Source organism: Clostridium sp. Marseille-Q5894 (assembly GCF_946902305.1).
Taxonomy (GTDB): Bacteria; Bacillota_I; Bacilli_A; order Erysipelotrichales; family Coprobacillaceae; genus Thomasclavelia.
Genome location: NZ_CAMPPT010000003.1, coordinates 1 through 24,191 on the forward strand (window position 1 = coordinate 1; position 24,191 = coordinate 24,191).

The 24,191-nt window shown below is 30.1% G+C and carries 17 protein-coding genes; 4 read left to right on the forward strand and 13 right to left on the reverse strand.

The genetic code is table 11. The annotated features are described in order from the left end of the window. Positions 1-211: 211 nt before the first annotated feature. Positions 212-3,631, reverse strand: a complete 3,420-nt coding sequence (locus OC535_RS05765; protein WP_498823386.1) for an alpha/beta hydrolase — start codon at positions 3,629-3,631, stop codon at positions 212-214. An 866-nt stretch (positions 3,632-4,497) separates the two neighbouring features. Here OC535_RS05765 and OC535_RS05770 point away from each other — a divergent pair. After that, entirely contained in the window at positions 4,498-5,019 is a 522-nt protein-coding gene (locus tag OC535_RS05770; RefSeq protein WP_498823387.1) for a GNAT family N-acetyltransferase, read from the forward strand. A 48-nt stretch (positions 5,020-5,067) separates the two neighbouring features. Beyond that, positions 5,068-5,466 (forward strand): SRPBCC family protein, encoded by a 399-nt coding sequence (locus tag OC535_RS05775; protein ID WP_227052513.1) that lies wholly within the window; start codon positions 5,068-5,070, stop codon positions 5,464-5,466. A 243-nt stretch (positions 5,467-5,709) separates the two neighbouring features. On the opposite strand, the gene gap is transcribed toward OC535_RS05775, so the two are convergent. Next, positions 5,710-6,726: a type I glyceraldehyde-3-phosphate dehydrogenase gene (gene gap / locus OC535_RS05780; protein ID WP_024722054.1), complete on the reverse strand. Its 1,017-nt coding sequence runs from the start codon at positions 6,724-6,726 to the stop codon at positions 5,710-5,712. Between the two features lie 217 nt (positions 6,727-6,943). On the opposite strand from gap, the gene OC535_RS05785 reads away from it, so the two are divergent. Further along, positions 6,944-7,516: an ATP-dependent Clp protease proteolytic subunit gene (locus OC535_RS05785; RefSeq protein ID WP_498823388.1), complete on the forward strand. Its 573-nt coding sequence runs from the start codon at positions 6,944-6,946 to the stop codon at positions 7,514-7,516. A gap of 202 nt (positions 7,517-7,718) precedes the next feature. Here OC535_RS05785 and OC535_RS05790 read toward each other — a convergent pair whose 3' ends face one another. From OC535_RS05790 to OC535_RS05810, 5 genes are all read right to left on the reverse strand, one after another. Then, on the reverse strand, positions 7,719-8,150 hold the full coding sequence (locus OC535_RS05790; protein WP_227053537.1) for a GNAT family N-acetyltransferase: 432 nt from the start codon (positions 8,148-8,150) through the stop codon (positions 7,719-7,721). 38 nt (positions 8,151-8,188) lie between these two features. Beyond that, entirely contained in the window at positions 8,189-8,536 is a 348-nt protein-coding gene (gene rpoE / locus OC535_RS05795; RefSeq protein ID WP_024722055.1) for a DNA-directed RNA polymerase subunit delta, read from the reverse strand. A 13-nt stretch (positions 8,537-8,549) separates the two neighbouring features. Beyond that, complete coding sequence (gene argS / locus OC535_RS05800) at positions 8,550-10,211, reverse strand: arginine--tRNA ligase (RefSeq protein WP_024722056.1); 1,662 nt, start codon at positions 10,209-10,211, stop codon at positions 8,550-8,552. Between the two features lie 124 nt (positions 10,212-10,335). Beyond that, positions 10,336-11,856, reverse strand: coding sequence for a cardiolipin synthase (gene cls, locus OC535_RS05805; protein ID WP_024722057.1), 1,521 nt, complete (start codon positions 11,854-11,856; stop codon positions 10,336-10,338). A 1-nt stretch (position 11,857) separates the two neighbouring features. Continuing rightward, entirely contained in the window at positions 11,858-12,238 is a 381-nt protein-coding gene (locus OC535_RS05810) for a YwiB family protein (RefSeq protein WP_227053535.1), read from the reverse strand. A 55-nt stretch (positions 12,239-12,293) separates the two neighbouring features. On the opposite strand from OC535_RS05810, the gene OC535_RS05815 reads away from it, so the two are divergent. After that, a complete protein-coding gene (locus tag OC535_RS05815) occupies positions 12,294-14,171 on the forward strand; it encodes a transglycosylase domain-containing protein (RefSeq protein WP_498823390.1) in 1,878 nt (625 codons plus the stop codon). 9 nt (positions 14,172-14,180) lie between these two features. Here OC535_RS05815 and OC535_RS05820 read toward each other — a convergent pair whose 3' ends face one another. The 6 genes from OC535_RS05820 to OC535_RS05845 all read right to left on the reverse strand — a co-directional run bounded on the left by OC535_RS05820 (position 14,181) and on the right by OC535_RS05845 (position 24,191). Beyond that, positions 14,181-15,410 carry an HD domain-containing protein gene (locus OC535_RS05820; RefSeq protein ID WP_498823391.1) on the reverse strand — a complete coding sequence of 410 codons (1,230 nt, stop codon included), beginning with the start codon at positions 15,408-15,410 and terminating at the stop codon, positions 14,181-14,183. A 218-nt stretch (positions 15,411-15,628) separates the two neighbouring features. Further along, a complete protein-coding gene (locus tag OC535_RS05825) occupies positions 15,629-15,832 on the reverse strand; it encodes a hypothetical protein (protein ID WP_027088455.1) in 204 nt (67 codons plus the stop codon). 225 nt (positions 15,833-16,057) lie between these two features. Beyond that, complete coding sequence (locus tag OC535_RS05830) at positions 16,058-16,717, reverse strand: hypothetical protein (protein WP_024722061.1); 660 nt, start codon at positions 16,715-16,717, stop codon at positions 16,058-16,060. Between the two features lie 271 nt (positions 16,718-16,988). After that, on the reverse strand, positions 16,989-20,636 hold the full coding sequence (locus OC535_RS05835; protein ID WP_498823392.1) for an MBL fold metallo-hydrolase: 3,648 nt from the start codon (positions 20,634-20,636) through the stop codon (positions 16,989-16,991). Between the two features lie 141 nt (positions 20,637-20,777). Beyond that, positions 20,778-21,671 carry a LysR family transcriptional regulator gene (locus tag OC535_RS05840; protein WP_024722108.1) on the reverse strand — a complete coding sequence of 298 codons (894 nt, stop codon included), beginning with the start codon at positions 21,669-21,671 and terminating at the stop codon, positions 20,778-20,780. 42 nt (positions 21,672-21,713) lie between these two features. Beyond that, positions 21,714-24,191: a prolyl oligopeptidase family serine peptidase gene (locus tag OC535_RS05845; RefSeq protein WP_498823393.1), complete on the reverse strand. Its 2,478-nt coding sequence runs from the start codon at positions 24,189-24,191 to the stop codon at positions 21,714-21,716.

A 24,191-nucleotide genomic window follows, 5' to 3' on the forward strand; every position in this document is an offset into this window, starting at 1 on the left:
GGATCTCTTTTTATTCTTGCCATATTTCATTAACCTCCATATTTTTAATTTTGATAATAAGAAAAGTGTGTAGCAGTAATATAACACATATTACTTACTTACACACTTTATTTTACACTCCCAAAAAACGCTCACTTGAGCGCTCTTTTGTTTTATGAAACTGTAAAATAATTATTTACTCGTTCTCATTCATTAATCTATATTCAAAGTCTTATTTATGTGCTTTTCTTTTTTTATTTGCAACTAATACCATTGAAGCTACTGCTAATCCTGCTAGTGAATATCCTAAACTTGCACTATCTCCTGTCTTGATACTTGCTGTTGTATCTCCTGCTTTTACTACTGTGTTTGCTACATCAGCTTCTACACTATTTTCTGGATTTGTTACTAATAATCCTGCTAACGCACTTTCCATTGCTTCTACAGCTGCTGCAACTTCTTCTTCGGTTGCATTTTCATTTGCTATTGTTGCCTGGGCATTTAATAATGCATCTTCTACTACTTGCCATGCTGCCATGCTATAATTAGCTGCATTTAGACTTTGAGCTCTATTTATTAAACTGTTTAATAAGTCTTTGCTTGGTTTTAATCTTAAGTCTAAATATGCTCTTACAACTGCATCATATACTTCATTTACTTCATCCTGCATTGCATTTTCATCAACCAATACATTGTTTGCATTTTCTAATGCTGTTGCAAATTCATTCCATGTAATATCTGTATATAAGTTTGCATCTAAATCACTTACACTATTTACAAATGCCTGTAATGCTGTTTTATCTCCTTTGATGAAATCTAACATTTGCATTACATTAGCTAAACGAGCAAATGCATTATCAACTTGTGCTTGACTAGCACTATTATCAGCTAAAACTTCTTGAGCTTCTACTAAAGCTGCATTAAATTCATTTGCTACTACTGGTACAACTTTTTCTAATTGTTCATCACTTACATTTTGTGCTACTTCTACAGCGATTTCTAATGCTGTTTTATCAGCATCTACTACTGGATTATCTTCTTTTGTCCAGCATATATCTTTTGCAAATGTATAAACACATTGTCCCCATGTATAAATATCATGTGAACCATGTACTAATCCTCCATCTACAAAGTTCTCTTCTGGCATAGCTAATTCACACCAGTCTCTTATTGTTTCATATGCTCCATAATATCCAAATCCATTAGCAAACAATGCTGTATCTGAATCCCCTGCCATTGTAAATACTACTGAATTTAATAAATCTTCTGATGGTTCGATATTAGCATATACTTCTTCTAGATATGCTGCTCCATCTCTATTGAATCCACTTGAACTATATACAAATCCATCTTTGAATGTTGCATTTCCAATATTACATCCTGAGAAAATTCCAAAATATCCAAAACTATCAGCATGATGGAATGCCATATATGTTGTTGTCATTGCTCCCATTGAGAATCCTGCAAAAGCACGATCATTTGGATTTGTTGACACGTTATAATTTGCTTCCATATATGGAATTATATAATTAATTACATTATCTGCAATACGTCCATAATTCCAACCGAATAATGTATTGTCCATACCAACAACGATTGCTTCTTGATCTGGATTTTCTGCAATTAAATGATCCATTGCATTTGTTGCTTGTGGTTGTGAGAACCAGTATGTTTCATTTCCACCAGCTCCATGTGATAAATAAATTACACGATATGGTTCAGCTCTATCAGGATCATAGTTTGCTGGTAAATAAATTCCTAAATCCTGATCATCTGCCAATAATCCTTCATATTCTACATATTCTAAAGTTCCTTTATTATCACCTTCATATGGTGTAAGGTAATCTAAATTTGGTGATTCTGATTGTTTTACAGGATCCCATTTTCCATAAACTATACTATGAGTAATATCACCTGTATCTGAATTACTGTTAGCTTCGTTTTCACGACATGGTGATAAATTAAATGGATCATCAATCGTTACACTTCTTCGATTATCAAAACTAATTTGATAGTAATAATAATGAGCTCCACTGATCATTGGAATATCCAATTCATAATTACCAGTTTCCTCATTTAATGTCATATCAAATGTCCATTCAGCTCCCCATATACCACTTCCTGTATCACGTGTACGTGGGTGAACATTGGCACAGAAATCACCATTTTGATATGCATCTAAACCATGATCTGAATTTTCAGACATTGGTGCATCACCAGATAATAATCTAAATGATCCAACAACTTGAACACCAGTAATTGTTGTACCTTCTGGAACACTAATTCTAGAATCGTTATTTACATCATAAACAAAATGTGCTGTATATCCTGATGATGATTCTTCATCTTCTACAACAGTAACTCCTGGTTGATACACTTCTTCAGGTGTATCAATTTCACCAGGATTTGCTGGCTTATCTTCATCTTCCCATAAAAAGTCTTTTACAAATTTAGAGAATAGATTACGCCATACACCCCAGTCATGAGCACCATTGATTTCAAAATACTCATAATCTGCACCTGCAGCCTCAAGGCTTGCAATAAATCTTGGATATGTTGATCTTCCAAAATCAAAATGTCCATATCCTAACATTAATGTTGGATAATCAAAATTTTCTACATTTGGTACATCTACAGTTACATTATATGACCAAATACCAAAATATCCAAATTCACCAGCTAACGTTGAATATACTGATGATGCTGTCATCCCACCTGCTGATAATCCTGCAAAAGCACGATCTCTTGCATCATGTGAAACGCTATAATTTTCTTCCATATATGGAATAATATTTTCCATTAAGTTTTGTTTAATTCTTGTATAATTCCATCCAAAATATGAATTGTCCATTGTTACTACAATTGTATTTGGATCTACTTCACCTGCGGCAATTAAGTTGTCCATGATGTTGTCTGCTGCACCAATTTCGTGCCATTCAACTTCATTTCCACCACCACCATGAGATAAATATAATGTTTTATATGTTTTTGATGAATCATATCCATATGGTAAATAAATTCCTAATGGCTGTTGTGTACCTGTAGATGCTGTATAATTTACATAAGTAGTTTCCCCTACTTGGCCATCAGTTCTTGGGAAAATCCATTCTTGCCCATCTAAAGCTTCATCACTATTTCCTACAAATAATAAACTCCATCCACTATCACTACCATCATTATCTAATGGCATATTTGTTGGATCTTTAACTCTAGTAGTTGTTGTTCCATCATTAATATCAAATGAATAGAACCATTCTCCAGCTGGTACAGGAATAACTACTGACCAAGTTCCGTTATACTCTTCAGTCATTGCATAAGCAATACTTTGACCAGAAGTCATGACATCATATCCAGTTGGAAACATACCATCTTTATATTGATATGCATTGTAAGCTACAATTCTCTCACCGTTTTGATATTGTGAGACTTGTTCTTGAGAATAAAATTGGAATCCACCAACTAAGTTAACACTTTCTAAATCTTGATCAGTTTTATATGTAAATCTAACTTGATATTGTGCATCAGATTCAGGAAAACTTACATTTCTAGAAATTGTATATCCTGGTTGAGATTCGTTTTCAACTGCAAATACATAACTTACAGTTGAAAATACCATTGCTAATGAAGCAATGATTGATAATAATTTTTTCATAATTTCTCCTTTCTTTTAATAACTATCTTTCTCTCTCTTTAAATTTTGTCCTTTACTCTTCCTCCTTTACCCAAAGTATAGCGCTTACAAATAAAGCTTTTCAATATAAAAAGAATTCATTATGTTTTATAAACAAAAATAAGCTATTTTTAAAGCTATAGTTGCCAATAAAACTTCTTTTTTGTTTTTTTTACAAATTTTTATCTTTATAAATTGTTTATTTTTTAAATTTAATTTTATCTAAACCATTCTTATAATTTTATATAATCATATAATAATGCTACAAACAGCTATCATCTTATTTAACATTTTAATATAAAATTATGCTATTTATACATGACACATAAATAAGTAAGTATACTTTTTTATAAAAAAACACCTTTTGTTTTGGTGTCCATCACATTTTTAGCGTCATATCAAGTCTCATTCATCGTGGTAAAATAAATGAATTTTGTAATTTCAAATTCTTTGAAAATATAATATTTATACAGATAATCTCAAATTAGCTTAACTGTTTTTAATTATTTATTAACTTAATTATTATATTTAATTAATATAAGATACTAAACAACACTATGACACTTATCTTACACCCGTTTTACTACTCTAAAAGGGTAATACAGATTAATGAAAAACTAAAGAGAGAAATTCATCCGAAAATGATAAAATTAATTTTGAAACCAGAATAAAATAATCGAAGCGTATCAACAAAAACAAGAGATACACAATTTTATACCTCCCTTGTTGGCTTTTTAGGATTTAATAAATAAGCGGGCAGATTAGATTTTTATTGTTGCAAATATATGGAACTGTTATAATGTGAATATGGAAAAATAAAAAAATTGAGATTTGAAGGGTTACATTATATGATTAGAAAAGCAACATTCAATGATATTGAACAGATCGAAGATATTTATAATGAGCATTTTAAGCACGAGATTGAGTATAAAGCATTTACGGTATTTAAAAAGGGGATATATCCAACCAGAAAAGATGCTGAAAGAGCCATAAGTGTTGGGGCATTATATGTGTATGAAAAAGCAGGCAGTATTGCAGGTAGTATAATTATAGACAATGTGCAGCCGACAGAATACGCAGGAATTATCTGGGGACAAACTTTAATAGATGATGAAGTAATGGTTATTCACTTGCTTATAGTTCGCCCAAGTATGGCAGGGAATGGAATTGCATCATCTCTTATGCGTCATGCTATGGAAATGGCAAAGAATAATTCTTGTAAAGTATTGAGGCTTGATACTGGAAGTCAAAACATCCCTGCAGTATCACTATATAAGAAATTAGGTTTTCAAGTTATTGCGACAGCTTCTATGAAAATAGGTAATACCATAGCTCACAAAGAGCATTTATTTCTTGAAAAAGTATTATAAGCAAATTTCAGTTTATAGCGAAACTAAAATTTGAAAGGAAGTGTAAAAATGGCAACTTCAAATATAAAATGTATTCTTGACAGCGATATTTATAAAGTTTGGGAAATTGTTTTAGATATTGATAAATATAGTATATGGCGAAGCGATTTAAGTAAAACAGAAATAATAGATAAGAATAAATTTATTGAATATACTAAAGAGGGATATGCTACTTCTTTTACTGTTACATTTGTAGAACCACATAAACGATGGGAGTTTGATATGGAAAACAATAATATGAAAGGACATTGGATTGGTATTTTTACTTCCAAAGGAAATGAAACACAAATAGATTTCACAGAAAATGTGATTCCAAAAAAATGGTTTATGAAGCCATTTGTAAAATTTTATCTAAAAAAGCAACAGACACAATTTGTTTTGGATTTAAAGAAAGCATTGGAACAATAGCTTCCAGTTTAATAATTTCACATCCGCATAAATATCTTGAGATTTGTATTTAACGCTTTTATCGTATAAAAAAGGACACCTTTTATTTTGGTGTCCATCACATTTTTAGCGTCATATCAAGTCTTATTCATCATGGTAAAATAAATGAATTTTGTAATTTCAATCTCAAATCACATATAAAACTTATATTAAATAACGAAAAAGACTAGTCAATGACTAGTCTTTGCATTAAGTTTCAATTAATTATTTTGTTAATTCAGCAAAATATTTGATTGTTCTAACCATGTTAGAAGTATATGAATTTTCATTATCATACCATGCAACAGTTTGAACTTCAGTAGTTCCATTATCTAATGGTTTAACCATAGTTTGAGTTGCATCAAATAATGATCCGTAAGTAATTCCGATAATATCAGAAGATACTAATTGTTCTTCAGTGTATCCAAATGATGGAGTTGTTGCTGCTTTCATAGCTGCATTTACTTCATCAACTGTAACTTCACCTTCAACAACTGAAGTTAAGATTGTAGTTGATCCAGTAGGAACTGGTACACGTTGAGCTGAACCAATTAATTTTCCATTTAATTCTGGGATTACTAATCCAATAGCTTTTGCTGCACCAGTTGAGTTAGGTACAATATTTACTGCAGCTGCACGAGCTCTTCTTAAATCACCTTTTCTATGAGGTCCATCTAATACCATTTGATCTCCAGTATAAGCATGTACTGTTAACATGATACCAGATTTGATTGGTGCTAATTTATTTAAAGCATTAGCCATAGGTGCTAAACAGTTAGTTGTACAAGAAGCTGCAGAGATAATAGTATCATCAGCAGTTAAAACACCTTCGTTTACACCAAATACAACTGTTGGTAAGTCATTTCCTGCTGGTGCAGAGATAACAACTTTTTTAGCTCCTGCATCAATATGAGCTTGAGATTTAGCTTTAGAAGTATAGAAACCAGTACATTCTAATACTACGTCTACTCCTAATTCACCCCAAGGTAATTTTGAAGCATCTGCTTCTGCATAAATTTTAATTTCTTTACCGTCTACAGTAATAGATCCTTCACCAGCTGAAACTGTATCAGCTAATGCATATTTACCTTGTGCTGAATCATATTTTAATAAATGTGCTAACATTTTTGGATCAGTTAAATCGTTGATTGCTACAACTTCATATCCTTCAGCACCAAACATTTGTCTGAATGCAAGACGTCCAATACGTCCAAATCCATTAATTGCTACTTTTACTGCCATTCTTTATATTCCTCCTTGAATGTTCTTTATGAACATATTATATTCCAGAAATTAAAGAAAAGCAACTAATGAAATGGGTTTCATTAAAAAAAATAATTAAAAATTAAATTTTGTCTTAATTAAAATCAAAAATATAACTGATTTCATTTCGATTAAATAAAAGATAAAATGAATAATTATTATTTAAATCACTATACTTAAATATGGAGGTAAGATAATGCATTTAATTCCTACTGTAATCGAAAAAACAAATCAACGTGAATATGCTTATGATATCTATTCACGACTTTTAGAAGATCGAATTATTTTATTAACTGGTACCATTGATGATAAAATGGCTAGCAGTATTGTTGGTCAATTATTATATTTAGAATCCATTGATAACAGTGCTGATATTTTTATGTACATTAACTCACCTGGAGGCAGTATTAACGCGGGAATGGCTATTTATGATACCATGAATTTTATTAAATGTGATGTTTCTACTATTGTCATTGGAATGGCTGCAAGCATGGCTGCTTTTTTACTTAGTTCCGGTTCTAAAGGAAAACGCTGTAGCCTTCCTAATAGTGAAATCATGATCCATCAGCCCTTAGGAGCTTTTGAAGGACAGGCGAGCGATATTGAAATTAATGCCAAGCGTATTTTAAAACAAAAAGAAAAGTTAAATAAAATCTTAAGCCAAAATACAAATCAACCATTAAATAAAATAATTATAGATACTGATCGTGACTATTTTTTAGAACCAGATGAAGCATTAAAATATGGTTTAATTGATGAGATAATATAAAAGACATCAAATTTGATGTCTTTTATATTATCTTTGTATTTCTACACTGATATGCCAATAAACAAGATAACCAAAAAATACCGCCTGGTAACCAAAAAATAATAAAATGATACCATCTTAGTTTTATTCCTTTAAACCGACTTAACATATCATATTTCCCTTCTATAACTTATCTGTATAATAAAATTTTATAAAAACTTTGTCAATGTATTTTTTTACTCATAAAGACAACATCATCCTGTATCACGAACCCATTTTTTTGATAAAAATCAACACTATAAAAACCTTTTCCTGTCAATAACATAAAACTATCAACTTCATTTATTTCTTTTTCAAGTAAAGTTAACATTTTACCACCAATCCCCATCCTTTGATAATCTAGATCAACATAAAAATCTTCAATCATTAACACTACATCTTCAACATAAGTAACTATTTTTCCACACATAACCCCTACTATTTTATTATTTATCAAATAAACATAGCATCTTGTATATTTACCATCATCTAATTGTTTTACTCTTTGAAGTGCTTGATAATAATCCCACTCTTCGTTCCAGGGAAAAGCTCTAAATGTTTTAATTAGTAATTTAGCGATTGCTTCATAATCATCTACAGTTACTTTTCTGATCATTTCTCTTTACCTATAAAAAAGCAAAACCTAAGTCTTGCTTAATTATAATCATCTTCAATTGTTGAATCTACATCTTCTTCTGGTTCTTCAGATACATCTTCTTCATCATCAGCATAGATATCATTCATATCGATATGAACATCACTAAATTTATGACGACTTCTTAAATCCCAATTATTTTCACCTACAGTGATAAAGCGACCATCTAAAGTAATATTAGTATAGAATAATGATTCTTTATCATCTTTTTCTATTTCATCAAATTTCTTCATTTGACAAACTTCTTCCCATAATTTATAGAAATTAACTGCCGATCTCTTTTTAGACATTAATTCATATGCAACATCAACCATAGACATATTATAATATTTATTCATGCTATCCATTTTAACGATCCTCCTACATTTTTTCTGGAGCACTTACCCCAATTAAATTCAAAGCATTAGCCATTGTAATTCTTGTAGCCTCCACTAATGCCAATCTTTGTCCACTTAATTCAAGATTATTTTCATCAATAACATAGCATTCATTATAAAAACTATGAAATAATTGTGCTAATCTTTGAATATAATTAGCAATTTTGTGTGGTGCTCGATTTATCGCTCCATCAATAATTACGTTTTTAAATTCATTAATATGTTTAACTAATTCAATTTCTTTATCATTAACTAATAAATCAAATTTGTCGCTATAAACAATATTAGTTTTAGCCGCCTGTACTTTAATTGAACACATTCTAGCATGCGCATATTGAGCATAGTACACCGGATTTTCATTTGATTTTGATTTAGCTAAAGCAATATCAAAATCAAATGGCGTATTAGCTGCTTTAGAGACAAAGAAATAGCGTGTTGCATCAACTCCGATTTCTTCAATTAAGTCTTTTATCGTTACAGCATTACCAGTTCTTTTTGACATTTTAACTGGTTCTCCATCATTCATCATTCTCACCATTTGAATAATATCAATGTTTAATTGATCAGCATTATATCCAAGAGCCTGGATCGCAGCCTTCATTCGATTAATATATCCATGATGATCAGCTCCTAATAAATCAACTAAATATTCATAGCCACGGTCTAATTTATTTAAATGATATGCAATATCAGGGGTTAAATAAGTATATGATCCATCTCTTTTAATTAAAACCCGATCTTTATCATCACCAAATTCAGTTGATTTAAACCATAAAGCGCCATCTTCTTCATAAGTATATCCAGCTTGTTTTAATTTCTCGATCGTTGGTACAACTTTATTTTCTTCATACAAAGAAGTTTCTGAAAACCATACATCAAACGAAACTCTAAACTCATTTAAAATATCTTTGATTTTTTGTAATTCATACTCAGTTCCTTTAGCTCTAAAAAATGAAATTGCCTCATCTTCTGGTAAATTTAAATACTTATCACCATCAACTTCTTTCATTTTATTTGCAATATCAATTATATCTTTTCCATGATAACCATCTTCTGGCATTATCGCATCTTGATTAAAAGCTTGTTTATAACGTGCATATAAAGATAATGCTAAATTATGAATTTGATTTCCAGCATCATTTATATAATATTCACGTGTTACATCATAACCAGCCGCACTCATGATTCGACAAATACTATCACCTACTGCAGCACCTTTAGCATGACCTAAGTGTAAATCACCAGTTGGATTTGCTGAAACAAATTCAACATTATATTTTATTCCATTACCATAATTGCTTTTACCATAGTTATCTTTTTCTTCTAATACTTCTTTAATGACAGACGTCATTGCATCTTTAGCTAAAAATAAATTTATAAACCCTGGTCCTGCGATCTCTATTTTTTCAATATTGGCTGTTTCTCTATCTAATGACTCTACTATTGCATTAGCAATTTCACGTGGATTTCTTTTTAATAACTTTGTTAACTGCATCGCTAAATTTGTTGAATAATCGCCATGTGCTTTATCTTTAGGAATCTCAATTATAATATTTTCCTGATCATATTCTTCTACAAATCCACATGCTATTATCGCATTTTTCAACGCACTTTTTAAGGTCGTTTCTATCTTATTGATTGCCATTATTGTCCTCCTTACGTTTTTACCACATATCTTAATTAAATTACCATTAAACCCGCATGAAGTCAATGTTTTTAAAACAATTTATCTAAATACTTTATCTATTAAAATCTATAAAATAAAAGCTCTACAATAGTGGTGCAAATAATCTCAGTATCGCCTCTAACCAGCCTCTAAAGCGCCCCCGTTTAACATCAGCTATAGTCATTTCTTTTCCTAGTGCTATTGTTTTTAAAAAATCCTGCTTGATATCATTAATAACTGAAGCATTATAAATATAAACTCCACATTCGAAATGTAAATACAGACTACGATAATCCAAATTTATTGTTCCTACCGTTGCCACTTTATCATCACAAACAAAATTTTTAGCATGAATGAATCCCGGCGTATATTCATAGATTTTGACACCTTCATTGACCAGTGGCTCATAATAAGAACGAGTTACTTTAAATACTAGCTTTTTATCTGGCACTCCAGGTGTTACTATCCTTACATCAACACCACGTTGTACTGCTAAACAAAGAGCGTTTTTCAACTCATCATTAATAATCAAATATGGTGTATCAATATATATATATTTTTGTGCTTGATTTATCATATTCAAATAGACATTTTTCCCTACTGGTTTATTATCAAGCGGTGAATCTCCATATGGTAAAACAAAACCTGTTGCTTTTACTGATTCAAGTGGATAATGACGAGGATGATATTTATCATAATCCTCATATGTATTTAAAGAAGCATTCCAGGTCGTTAAAAACATCAAGGTTAGATTCCATACCGCTTCACCACGAATCATTACCCCCGTATCTTTCCAATGCCCATATTTAACACGAACATTGATATATTCATCAGCTAAATTAAATCCGCCACTAAAGCCAACATTTCCATCGATAACGGTAATCTTGCGATGATCACGGGTATTCATCACTGCTGAAATAAAGGGTACAAAATGATTAAAAGCAATACATTTTATTCCATAGCTTTCTAATTGTTGATAATATTTAAACGGCAGCATCGTCAAAGAACCCACATCATCGTACATAAAACGTACTTCAACACCTTCTTTAACTTTTTGCTTCAAAATATTTAAAACCGTATTAAACATTTTTCCTTCTTCAACAATAAAATATTCCATAAAAATAAAATGTTTTGCTTTGCTTAATTCTTCTAATAAATCCGGGTAAGCATCATCACCTAGTGAATAATATTTAATTTCACTATTATTATAAATGGGAAATTTTTCATTCACCAAATAATTCACTTGTCCTTTAACAATAGGATCATCTATTTTATCTTTTACATCATTAAAATAAATATAAGGTTTAATAGCTTCATTTTGATTATTAAAAGCTTCCTGTAATCCCTTTGTTGGTTTTTTATTTCCAAACACAATATACAACAAACCACCAAAAACCGGAAAAGATAAAATCGGTATCAGCCAAATAATCTTATATCCTGGATCATCATTATCATTGTTAATAATATATAACGTCACAAATACACTTAAAATCGTAAATAACCAGCGTAATGTCCTTGAATCAATAAAAAGAAAATGTACAAACAGTGCCACCCATATCATTTGAATTACAATTAAAATAAATGATATAACTATGCGATTAGATAAAAACTTTAATAATTTCATTTTAATTCTCCAATACTGAATAAGATATCATCATATAAACTTGACTAACTAAATTTAATCCCTCATACAATTCATACTTTATCTTAATAGTGTTACCCGTCTCATAATGAATAAGCCTTGTCTTTAAAGAAATTACTCCGTAATCTGTTTGATAATCATTTAAAACATCTTCATTTAAAACAAGGTGTAAAATACCTTTACCATTATGTAAAACTATTTCATTTGTTTTGATTTCTACTTTAATTTGTCTATCTTTTACAAAACTAATAGCTTTATAACCATTAAATTCTTCTAAATAACCATTTTCATCAAATTTAATAACTTCTTGATGATCTTCATATTTAAAAATATTTCGATATTTGATCTTAATTAACTTTTTCATTATATCACCGTGCATATTATAACACAAATTCGTCAAGAATACTTTTGGTGAGATAATGAAAAAATTAATAAAAATACTAATAACTATTTTAGCAAGTCTTACAGGTATTCTTTTATCCTTATATATCATTGCTTATTCAATGGGAGAACCTGATTTAAATAAAAATCGTTATTTAAAATTATATGATAATGATCAAGAAATTTATTATCAGTCAATTAATGATTATGCTGGTCATTATGTCACGTTAGATAACGTGAGCAGTTATTTTAAAGATAGTATCGTTGCTATTGAAGATCAACGTTTTTATAAACATCGTGGCTTTGATCCCATTGGTATTATGCGGGCTATTAAAGTTAATCTTACAAATCAAAAAAAATCTCAAGGAGCTAGTACCATCACCCAGCAGTATGCTCGTTTACTGTACTTAACTAATGAAAAATCATGGTCCAGAAAATTGAAAGAAGCTTTCTTAACAATGCAGTTAGAAACTCATTTAAGTAAAGATGAAATATTAGAAGGATATGTAAATAATGTTTATTTCGGTCATGGTATTTATGGAATTGAAAATGCTGCTCAATACTTTTATGGTAAAAGCGCCAAAGATCTAGATCTAAATGAAAGTAGTATGTTGGCGGGGGTCGTTAACGGTCCTACTTACTATTCGCCTCTCAATGATCAAGAAGCCGCTCGCAAAAGACAAGCAATTGTTTTAGATGCTTTGATTGATTGTCATAAAATAACTAATGAGCAAAAAGAAAAAGTGTTAAAAAGTGATCTTAACTTAGCCTCTGAACACAAAGTAGATGAAAATCTCGCTAACAATTTTTATAAAGACACAGTTATTGATGAACTTGAAGAACTAGGTTATTACAACAATACCTATTTAAATCAGGGATTAAATGTCTATACTACTTTTAATCAAGATTATCAAAATATACTTGAAAAAAGTGCTAAAGATTATACTAAAGATAGTGAGGTTGAAACATCTAGTATTGTTGTAGAACCTTATACAAGTAAAATTCTAGCTTTGATTGGCGGAAAAGATTATTCAAGCTCACAATTTAATCGCGCCACTAAATCTAATCGACAAATCGGCAGCACTGTAAAACCTTTGTTATACTATCTTGCACTAGAAAATGGTTTTACCCCAGCAACTACATTTCTAGATGAACCAACGACTTTTAAACTCGAAGATAATAGTACTTATAGTCCTAGTAATTATAATGATAAGTATGCATACAAAGACATTACTTTAGCTCAAGCTCTAGCTGTATCTGATAATATTTTTGCAGTTAAGACTCACTTATTTCTAGGTACCGAAAATCTTGCAACATTAATTAAAAAATTTGGTATTGAAAATGTTAAAACTAATGCTTCCCTAGCTTTAGGTACTGTCAATACGAACATTTATAATCTAGCTAACATGTATAATACCATTGCCAGTGAAGGAATTTATAATCATCTTTATACAATAGAAAAAATAACTAATAATAATGGTGATGTTCTTTACCAGCATAAATCCAAAAATGAAAAGATGTTGAATCAAGATAGCTGTTTAGTTTTATCGCAGCTTTTGACAGGAAGTTTTAACAGTGTATTTAGTACTTATTTACAAGCGACAATGGCAGCCTATCAGCTAGATAATATTAATGCCTGTAAAACAGGCAGCACTGATTTTGATAATCTTGCAGTTGCATACAATCCTAACATTCTAGTTGCCAGCTGGGTGGGATATGATGATAATCGCAAAATGGAAACTACAAACGATAAAACGGTTGCTAAAAAGACAGTCGTTGATGTTTTGAATTATACTAATGAAACTAAAGAAGCTACCTGGTACCAGCCTTCTAAAAATATCCAAGAAATTGCTATTAATCCCTTAACTGGGGATTTTGATGAAAATGGTGTTGTTTACTGGTTTAAAAAAACGTAATCCTGAATCTTATGATTCAGGATAAAATATTTTATGATCTATTTTATTCTTTTTAGAATTAATTATTGCTCCAACAATTTCTGATACTTCTGGTAAAGCTTTAGTTTGATGATTTATTAAGATCTCAATTGCTTCTGTTTCATCATTATCATAATACAAATATGGAATCTGGCTTTGGTCATCGCTAACAACATAGTAGCGGGGATCATAGCCTTTTTTGGCATATCGATCCCTCATCTTTAACTTTTCATCACTATTATTTAAATCACGATATATAAACAATTTTCGATTTAAAAAACGATTACATAAATCTGCCAATATTTTATCTTTTCCTTCACTCAAAAATCTAAAATAATATAATACGATATTTTCATCTAAATTTATATAATCAACTACATTTACTTTTCCTTTTAAAAAAGGCTCTAAATAACGAATCTCTCCAAAATCATATCCATCAAGATAAAGGTCTTTCATTCTTCTAAATATACTAATCAACAATTGTTCATAACTTCTTGAAGTTGGATGATAATAAACCTGCCAATACATATGATACCTAGCTAAAATATAGTTTTCAATCGCCTGAACACCAGAAGCTTTATAAACAATTTTATTATTAAACACTTTCATGACCCTTAAAATCCGATATAAATCAAAATGTCCATAAGTAGTTCCCGTAAAATATGAATCTCTAAGTAAATAATCCATTCTATCAGCATCTAATTGACTAGAAATCATTTGAATCAAAATTTTATTTGGATGCGTTTTTGCTATCACACTGCTCACTTTTTTAGAAAACCCTGGTTCAAAATTTTCTAAAATATGATGTACTTCACTATCATTATTGATAATCTTAATCGTATATTCTTCATGATTATATCCGAAAGCCTCTTCAAAACAGTGTGAAAATGGCCCATGACCAAGATCATGCAATAAAGCAGCACACATAACTGTCAATTTATCATAATCATTTATATAATCACCTATTTCACTATTAAAAATCATTTTACGCACGATAAAATAAACACCTAATGAATGACAAAATCTCGAGTGTTCCGCACTTTGATATACTTGATGCGTACCCCCTAATTGTTTTATTCTTCGTAACCGCTGCATTTCCTTAGAATTAATCAATTCTAATAAAACCGGCTGGTCTACATGAATATAATTATGAACTGCATCTCTAAACACTTTACTATCATTCAATTTTGTATAACTTAATTTATAAGCACTGGAATTCATTTTTACACCTCCTATAAACATTATTTTATTTATTATAATACAGATAACTAGTTTATGCTATAAGATTCATCTTAGATTCAACCAGATCAATTAGTATAACGATAAAAAGTATGGTTTAAAGATAATAACCATACTTTCTTATTTCTTTATAGACTTAAAATATTATTTATTCCACTATAATTTATAAACTTACTAACAGATTTTTACTAAAACAATATTTATCGATCTTTTAAATATCTGTTTTTCAATAAGATTCGTAAGATTTGAAGCTGCATTGCAATACCCAATATTGCAAAACTCCAATTAATATGGGTTATAGGATCAAAATTTTTTCCAAAAACATAAAAACATCCGATTGATAATAAATTATGAAAATAAATGTTTATTAGATTTTTAGTACTCAAACGAACTTCTTTCGTCATATTTGCCTCCATCATCTTATTTTTTATGCCTGTTTTTCAATAAGATCCATAAAATTTGAAATTGCATTGCAATACCCAATCCCATATAATACCAATTAATATTTTTCGTGGAGTCTATCCTTTTTCCAGATAAATAAAAAAACGCTAGCGATAACAAATTAACAAAAAAAATATATAACAAAGTCTTGCTACTCAAATGAACTTCTTTCATAATATTTCCTTTCTCTACACACTCGCTCTAGCGTTTGTCCAGTAAGATCCCGTTGACCCAGTATAATCAGAATTCTTATAAACTGTAATATGATCTCTTAAATATCTGTATGAATCATCATGATAAGTATCTATTTTAAAATACACTTCTTTTTGATTATTTCCTCCTACTGCAGAAACAATTAGCGAAATTACCGAAGATGTTACTCCTAAATACGGAATATAGCCTATAATATTAGTAACAATTTCTCGCCCTTGTTTATCATAAGTACTTGAACATTTTATAGTGTATGCATAATACCATGGTCCATTCATCCCAAATGGTTGAATTTCTTCTACATATTTTTCTATTTTTGCAACTTTTATTTCGTTATCAAAATATAAATAGTTATCTTTTAGATCAATAGAATGAAATTCTCCATTAGATAAACTAATAAAACAAGCAAATTCCCCAGTCTGAACTATTTTTGTGACTTCATTTGCGATTAAATTAGTAATAATGGTCTCATTATCGTGTTTTTCTATTTTATATAATACATCATTAGATTCAATATATTCGATTGCTCCATCGATGTTCTCGCACGCTGAAACATCTAAAATAAAACATGAAAATAATAATACCCATGCTAAGATAAAACATATTGCTTTTTTTATGTTATTATAAATTATTTCCATCCAAAATTCTCCCCTTTTATATATCTGGTTATATAAATTCAAACATAAATACGTACAATTTCATTATCTATTTTTTACATAAATAAATGAAATAAGCTTCTATATATACATAACAGTTTTATTAATTATTTTATCCCATTATGATTCTAATATTTAGTATTTTGGAATAAAATAATAAATTTGGACTATAAAGATTTCCTCAATACTATAAACTGTGTAGTCAAGAGTATCTCATCTTGACTTACACAATTCATATTACAAATTTTAAAAATTATTTCTTTCTTTTTTTGTTTGCTGCTAATACCATTGAAGTTAATACTAAACCTGCTAACGAATAACCTAAACTTGTTGTATCTCCAGTCTTGATACTTACAATTGTATCTCCTGATTTTACTGTCTTGCTTGTTACATCTCCGTTTATTACAGGTACTTTTGAATCAACTGCTAGTCCTTCAATTGCACTATTCAATGCTGTTACAGCTGCTTCTACTTCTGCTTCTGTAGCTTCTGGATCATCTAATACTGCTTGGACACCATTTAATGTTTCTTGCAATACATTCCATGTCTGAGTTGTATAACTAGCCGCATTTAAACCTTGAGCCTTATTAATTAAATCATTCAATAAATCTTTATTTGGTTTTAGTCTCAAGTTCAAGAAGGCTTTTACTAATTCACTATATACTTCATCTACTTCATCCTGCATTGCATTAACATCAACCAATACATCATTTGCTTTTTCCAATACAGCTAACATATCAGACCATGATGATTCGATGTATTTGCTTTCATCTAAGTCATTGATTTGATCTACTTGTTTTTGTAATGCTGTTTTGTCACCTTGATAGAATTCCAACATCTGCATTGCACTTGCTAGTCGAGCAAAAGCACTATCTACTTCACTTTGAGTGGCATTAGTTTTTGCATATACTTCTCTTGCGTTTGCTAAAGCTTCGTTGAATTCAGTTACTACAACTGGTACAACATTTTCCAAATTTGCTTTTTCAGCCATTTCAATAGCAATTGATAATGCTGTTTTATTAGCTTCTATCATAATTGATGTTTTAGCAATACCGTTAGTAAATTGTAGCATTACATTATGTTTTCCTTCATCTAATGTTTTTAAATATTCAGCATTAAGAATAATACTCATTGCATCTTCAGCAACTACATAATTATCTTTGCTAACTACAACATTATCAACTAATAATGTGGTAAAATTATTTTTTTCACCATTACTTGTTATATTGATTCCATTAGAGCTTCCCTTTATCCAAGTACCATCTTGACCCTCAATTATATCATATGCAGTCGTTAAATTATTTCTAAAAGTAATTGAGCATACATTAAGTACCTCTCGATCAGTTAAACCTTCACTCTGTAATTGGGCTGCCCTTTGAGCCGATACTACTTCACCATTTTCTACAATTACTAAACCTCCACTCCATGATGAATCAGCTTGAATTTGATCATAAGCATATTGTATCGCTGTAGCAACCCATGTTGCATACTCAGGATTATTTAAATATGGTGTATGTCCGCCAATATTATATCTTATTTCATTTTCAACAATGTAATTAGCTGCTTTTTGAGCTCCTAATAACCAATTTTGAGCATTTGACATATAAAAATTAGTTCCCCCATACTGGATTTGAGCGCCTAAAGAATCACCACTATAAATTACTTTATGAGTTAGATCCGCTAACTGTCCGCCTCCTGGAGTATGTTCATTAGGAATTTCAATAAATTGGAACTCAACCCCAGCTACTGTAAATTTCTCCATATCTGACAATGTTTTAATAGGAAATGCTGCAACAACATCAATTCCATTAAGTGTCGCATGTGGTTCATTTTCTGGCCAATACATTGTTGTAATTTCTTTTAATCTTTCATCCTGAGCAATAATAGCAAGATTATCACAATGATCAAGATGATTATGAGTACAGAATATCTTTAATGATTCACATTTATCACCAATAACACTTTTTATAACCCTATTTAATACATTTTGTCCATAAAAATCAACATCGATCATAAATGCTTCTTTTCCATCTTTACTTACATAAATCATCGGATTTTCTAAATCTGTATTTCTAAGCATATACCATGTTCCAGCATCATCTTCCTTCATTTTAATAACAAAGAAATTACCATACTGTGTCGTTAAATCATGTTGATTTTGGTATGCATAATCAGCATCATATCCCATAACTACACCTGTGATGGAATCATGCATTCCTATATCGTATCCCCACCATCCATGAGCATCTATATGAAATTTTAAAGTTACATTTCCTTCTTTACTGGTAGCTATAACATCTGTTCCACCTCGATATGTTTCAGTAGCAAACGCTTCTGTATCATAAGCAGAATCCCAATCATATTGTAAATCTGTAGTTGGATCAAAATCATTAATTTGTTTTAACAAACCGACTAATTCATTGACATATGTGGCATCAACCATGTTACCTTTACTATCAATAATTGTATAACCTTCATTTTTATCAACTAATTCTTTTACTTGTAACACATTTGCATAATAGCTTAACATATTATAATAACTTGTTCCTGGTTCGCCAACACAATTTTTATATTCTGATACTAGATTAACACCTACTAATTGTACATCTACAGTTATTGTATTATTTTCGGCATCTTTTATTTTATTTATATCTTTGACTGATAGATGTGATTTTAATGTAGTTGATATGTGCTGTTGTGTTTTAGTCCCATCAGCTTCATATCTTGGAATAATAATACTATTTAATGCTCTTTCACTACTACCTGTTTCTTCTTGAAGTTTTTTAATTGCAGCAATACTTCTTACATATATTCCAGGATAATATCCATCATTATTTAAATCAGCATCTAATGAATAAATTGCAGCATAATCACTATTTCCTCCAGCCGGAATAAAATCGGCATTGATTTCATAATTATCTGCAGCAATATTATTTAATAATGCTTGATATTCAAGTATATGCTGTAATCCGACTTCTTGTACCGCTATACCATTAGAATGAGCATCGCCTTTTGCTTCCTGCCATCTATGACCTGTATAACAAGCTAAATCGGGCATATCTTTTACTATCTCAACTAACTCATCTACTCCTTTTTTTAAATCTACTAACTGATTTTCATCAGATTGTAACCAAACTGTACCTGATCCTAATGCATCACCACTAAATAAAACATGATCTTCTTCATCTAATAATGCACAAGATCCCTCAGTATGGGCTTTTAATCCATAAACAGTAAGAGTCCGATTCCCAACAGAAATTTTATCATTATTTTCAAAAGTCTCAATTTTACATTCACCATCTCTAATTACTGATGCTAAGGAAGATAAATCATCTTTATGAATTTTAATAACAACATCCTGTCCTAATACTTTATAGCCATTTTTAGTTTCGTCACGAAATAGTCCTGTATGATCACCATGACTATGAGTAATAACAGCTGAAGTAATTCCATTTAGAGCTAATGTATCAAAAATTTCTTTTAATATATTATCGCTAAAATGACTACTATAGTCTTCTCCATTTCCTCCATCAATAATATCTGCACGATTATCGCCAATAACTAAGTAGATAGAAGCACCGTTATTAGTAGGACCATCCGCTATATAAGCTGCTGTACATTCATCAATATGATAAATATCATGTTGTAATTTTGTAATACGCATTTGTTTAGCAGAATCATCTGGATCTACAACATCAAAATAATAACCAGGTTCAGCACTTTTCATAGCTTCTAAGCTGTTTACTGCAAATTTTCCTGTGCTATCATAATCTGTTGTATTTCCCAATACAACATCTCCTTCGCTAAGAACATCTTGTGCAAAAACATTAGATACTATATTAGCACTACTACCTAACACCATAGTTGTTATTAAAAATAAATTTCCTATTTTTTTCTTCATAATTACCTCTATTTCTATATATTTGTCTTTATTAACCATAAATACATAATTTAAATTTCTATAAAACCCGTTATGATTTTTAACCTTGTTGATAAATTTATTGTTTATGATTTTTTTAATCTATATTTTTCGTACTTAAAACTAATTTTGATAGACCTTTTTAATATTCTTAATAAATTTTTTTACATCTTTTGAAGGTTCAAGAGAATACATAATTCCAAAAGGAATAGTATAATCCCAATTTACTGGGATAACCTTTAACAAAGGATGGATATTACGCCAATTTCCTATCGCCATAAGTAAATTACCACTGCTTTCACAATAATTAAATATATCGATATCATAAAATTGAAAATCAATAATATTTATTCTTGAATGATATTTCAAAAGATCGTCTCGTAAACAATCGATATAACTATTCCAGCCCTGACGAATTAACATCAAATTTTCCCCATATAAATCTTTAATATCAATTATATCTTTTTGAGCCAAAGGATGATACATTGGTACAGCAACACAAATTGATTCCTTAGTTAGTTCTAAAGCGTTGCAATGATTTTCCTTTAAAAAATTATTGTCATAGATATTGGCGACTATATCAATATTCTTTCCAAGATTATTTAGTATCTCTCTAGCATTTTCAGCAGTATTTTCAAATGAAATAAGTTCAAACTTTATTTCTGGACAATATTGTTGTACAGAATTCCATACTCTTAAAAGAAATTGACATGGTGTCATTATCGAAGTTCCCAATCTTATTGCATGACTGTTTTTTTTCTCGACACTCTTTGCTCTTGCAATAGAATCCTTTACGTATTGAACTAGATAAGTCACATCATTATAAAATGACTTTCCAGCATCTGTTAAAGTTATTCCTTTATTGTCTCTATAAAATAGTGGAAAACCAATTTCATTTTCAAGCAGATTAATTTGTTTTATTACTGCTGTAGGTGAAATGAATAACTTTTGCGATGCTTTTGAAAAACTACTTGAATCTGCCACAATTAAAAATGTTTCAAGATGTGGATTATACATAAATTTATCACCTCATTTAAAAATCAATTATATTAAATACTTTTATTTTCTTTTTTTATTTGCAACTAATACCATTGAAGCTACTGCCAATCCTGCTAGTGAATATCCTAAACCTGCACTATCTCCTGTCTTGATACTTGCTGTTGTATCCCCTGCTTTTACTGCATTATCTACACTATTTTCTGGATTTGTTACTAATAATCCTGCTAACGCATTTTCCATTGCTTCTATGGCTGCTGTAACTTCTTCTTCGGTTGCATTTTCATTTGCTATTGTTGCCTGGGCATTTAATAATGCATCTTCTACTACTTGCCATGCTGCCATGCTATAATTAGCTACATTTAGACTTTGAGCTCTATTTATTAAACTGTTTAATAAGTCTTTGCTTGGTTTTAATCTTAAGTCTAAATATGCTCTTACAACTGCATCATATACTTCATTTACTTCATCCTGCATTGCATTTTCATCAACCAATACATTGTTTGCATTTTCTAATGCTGTTGCAAATTCATTCCATGTAATATCTGTATATAAGTTTGCATCTAAATCACTTACACTATTTACAAATGCCTGTAATGCTGTTTTATCTCCTTTGATGAAATCTAACATTTGCATTACATTAGCTAAACGAGCAAATGCATTATCAACTTGTGCTTGACTAGCACTATTATCAGCTAAAACTTCTTGAGCTTCTACTAAAGCTGCATTAAATTCATTTGCTACTACTGGTACAACTTTTTCTAATTGTTCATCACTTACATTATTTGCTACTTCTACAGCAATCTCTAATGCTGTTTTATCAACATCAACGGTTAGATCTGGAAGATAAATACTTTCACCAGTTTCAACATTTCGTTTAAAGTTATTAAAGAAATCCCATATTATTGAAGCATATCCAGTATAGTGATTATGATTTAATCCTTCTACAATCATGTACTTAAAATTTGGAATACTTTCATCATCTTCAAAGGTTGCAATATGACCTACAATATCATGCTTAGTTGTAAATGTTTCAGTTATATAATTACTTATATCAAATCCTAAAAATGGGTAAGTCATATAATCTAAATCATTCATATTCACAGAAAAATCTATATGATTTATTTTTGAAATTGGATTAATATAACCTTCAATAATATTACTGTAAATATATTTTCCATCATGATTATTCTCACCTATAGGATCACTCCCCCATAATGGATAAGTAATTAATACATCATTTGTTCCATGAGCAATAAAGAAGGGCAGCTTATTTTCAAAAACTGTTAGATCTACATTTTGATAACCTGGTGTTGCTGCAATTGGGGCAACAGCGGCAAAAAGTTCTGGATATTCAGTTGCTAAATAATTTGTATAGCAACCGCCATTAGATATTCCCGTAGAATAAATACGAGATAAATCGACTGGATAATTTGCACAAACATAATCTATAATTGCTTTATAATTTTCAACATCTTCATAATCACTTCCATTAGGTGAAACAACAATTACTCGTTCCTTGCTAGCTAATTCTACCCATCCCTGACATTCTGCCTCAAATACAGGATGATCATTGCCACCATGAATACAAAATACCAATGGAAATTTTTCTTCAGTTTGATTTAATGCTTCTGTAGGTTGCCACATATAATAACCGACATACCCATCAGGTTGTTCATATTTAAAATCTAATCCTGATTCTTCATAATCAACTCTATCCATTAATGTAAAAACTTCTTTTGATTGAGCATCAATCCAAATTACATCATGCATAGCATTTCTTGTGATTTTTCGTAACATATTATGCCATGCTTCAAAAATAATATCTTTATTTAATGAATTCACATTTCTATCATCAATAACTACTTTTTTAGTATCTAAAACAGAATTATAGAAACATTGTTTTCCATTAAGTACTGTTTGCTCATTTGTGCCATTAATTGTTTTATAAAAATTTATGATATTACTATTAGCTCCAACTAAATATGCTGGTAAAGGCATCTCGCTTGTTGTATTACTATTAATATTTCCTCCAAAAGTCAATATACCGGCAATTCGATTAGCATTTTGTGACAAGGTATTATGAATAAAAGTTGCTCCATTTCCTTCACCAAGCGCATAAATCAAATTACAATATGTAAAATATCCTAATGAATTATTCGAATCTGTTAAAACAGTTAATGTATCCCAATAAACATTTGCATCTTCTTCTGACCAATTTTTTCCATTGGCAGGTGTCATTAATAAAACACCTGCTTTTTCTTTTTCAGCTAAATCAATAAGTCCTGCACTTTCAAGTTTTAAATATGCTTCATTTTCATCTTCACATATATCATCACTATAAACAAAAAACACAGGTGTCATCATTGGTGCAGGTTCATTCACAACAGAGGCGGTATATGAATAAACAGGTACATTTCCAATATTTAATGTTTGAAAAAGCCCCTTCATCTCTGCTGCATGTACATAATTAATAAAATTACTGCCAATCGATACATAAATAACTACAAAAGAGAGTAGTATCATTTTTAATTTTTTCAT